The organism is Variovorax glucosi (genome assembly GCF_051216695.1).
In the GTDB taxonomy this organism is placed as follows: domain Bacteria; phylum Pseudomonadota; class Gammaproteobacteria; order Burkholderiales; family Burkholderiaceae_C; genus Variovorax.
In genome coordinates this window covers 1-1,813 of sequence record NZ_JBPJZE010000030.1, presented here as the reverse complement: position 1 = coordinate 1,813, position 1,813 = coordinate 1, and the positions used below count along the sequence as shown (strand labels likewise).

Below are 1,813 nucleotides of genomic sequence, written 5' to 3'. Positions count from 1 at the left end.
CAACAGGTGCCTCAGGTATTTGCCATACCCGCTCTTCTCAAGCGGCGCGGCGAGCTTCTCGAGCTGGGCACTATCAATGAATCCATTGCTCCACGCAATCTCTTCAGGACAAGCGATCTTCAGCCCCTGCCGATGCTCCAGCGTCGCGATGAACTGCCCCGCCTCCAACAGGCTGTCGTGCGTGCCTGTATCCAGCCATGCGTAGCCGCGCTGCATGATCTGCACATTCAACTGGTCGCGGTCGAGATAGGCTTGGTTCACCGCGGTGATCTCCAACTCTCCGCGTGCACTGGGTTTGACGGCCTTCGCGATGTCGACCACCTGGTTGTCGTAGAAGTACAACCCCGTCACTGCGTAGTTGCTCTTGGGCTTGAGTGGCTTCTCCTCGATGCTGCTGGCCTTGCCCTTGGCATCGAAGGCCACGACGCCGTAGCGCTCGGGGTCCTGCACGTGGTATGCGAACACCGTGGCCCCGGAGGTCTGTGTGTCCGCATCGGACAGCAGGTGCACGAAATCATGCCCATAGAAGATGTTGTCCCCCAGCACCAGCGCGCTGGGATCATTGCCCACGAACTTGTCCCCGATGATGAACGCCTGCGCCAAGCCATCCGGGCTGGGCTGCACCGCGTACTGCAGGTTGATCCCCCACTGGCTCCCATCGCCTAGCAACTGCTGGAATCGCGGCGTGTCCTGCGGCGTGCTGATGATCAGGATGTCGCGCATGCCACCCAGCATCAGCGTGCTGAGCGGGTAGTAGATCATCGGCTTGTCGTACACCGGCAGCAGCTGCTTGCTGAGCGCCAGGGTCGCGGGGTGCAGCCGGGTGCCCGAGCCACCGGCCAGGATGATGCCTTTGCGTTGCGTTGTCGTGGTCATGTTCTTTTTCTCGTGGAAGTTCAAAGAATCTCGCGCAGCATGCGCGCGACGCCTTCCTGCCAGGGCGGCAGGCGCAGGCCGAAAGTGGCCTGCAGCTTGGTGGTGTCCAGGCGCGAGTTGTGCGGGCGCTTGGCCGGGGTCGGGAAGGCGCTGGTCGGCACGGCCTCGACGGCATCCGGGCCAGCCTTGAGCTCGACACCCGCCGCCTTGGCTTGCTCGATCACGAAGCGCGCATAGCCATGCCAGCTGGTCTCGCCGCCGGCGATGGCGTGATAGAGACCGGCCTTGGCCGGGTCCTGCAGCGTCGCCCGGATGGCATGCGCCGTGATATCGGCCAGCAGCTCCGCACCCGTGGGCGCGCCAAATTGATCGTCGATGACGGTCAGCTTCTCGCGTTCCTTCGCCAGCCGCAGCATCGTCTTGGCGAAGTTGCCTCCGCGGGCCGCATACACCCAGCTGGTACGGAAGATCAGGTGCTTCGCGCAGTTCTGCGCCACCAGTTGCTCGCCTTCGAGCTTGGTGCGCCCGTACACGCTGAGCGGGCCGGTCGCGTCGTCTTCCTTCCAGGGGCGGGTGCCGCTGCCGTCGAAGACGTAGTCGGTCGAGTAATGAACCATCAGCGCACCGATCTGCTGGGCCGCCTCGGCCACGATCCCCGGGGAGGTGGCGTTGAGCTTGCGCGCGAAGTCCGGCTCGCTCTCGGCCTTGTCGACCGCCGTGTGCGCCGCCGCATTGACGATCACGTCGGGACGAACCTTCAGTACCGTCTCGGCCAGTTGCTCCGGCCGGCTGAAGTCGGCGTTGAAATCGGTGCTGTCGAAGTCGAGTGCGACCAGCTCGCCCAGGGGCGCCAGGCCGCGCTGCAGCTCCCAGCCGACCTGTCCGCCCTTGCCCAGCAGCAGCAACTTCATGCCGCGGCCTTCGCAGGTGATGCGTC

At 64.6% G+C, this 1,813-nt stretch carries 2 protein-coding genes; both read right to left on the bottom strand.

Translation table 11 applies throughout. The features are described 5' to 3' along the window. Positions 1-876 (bottom strand): glucose-1-phosphate thymidylyltransferase RfbA (gene rfbA / locus ACSFA3_RS22480; RefSeq protein ID WP_435507705.1); only part of this gene is annotated, 876 nt, incomplete at its 3' end. A 20-nt stretch (positions 877-896) separates the two neighbouring features. Further along, entirely contained in the window at positions 897-1,787 is an 891-nt protein-coding gene (rfbD, locus tag ACSFA3_RS22475) for a dTDP-4-dehydrorhamnose reductase (protein WP_435507706.1), read from the bottom strand. Positions 1,788-1,813: the final 26 nt, after the last annotated feature.

Excerpts from the sequence above, each read along its gene's own strand:
- rfbD (WP_435507706.1), bottom strand. The coding sequence starts at position 1,787 with ATGAAGTTGCTGCTGCTGGGCAAGGGCGGACAGGTCGGCTGGGAGCTG.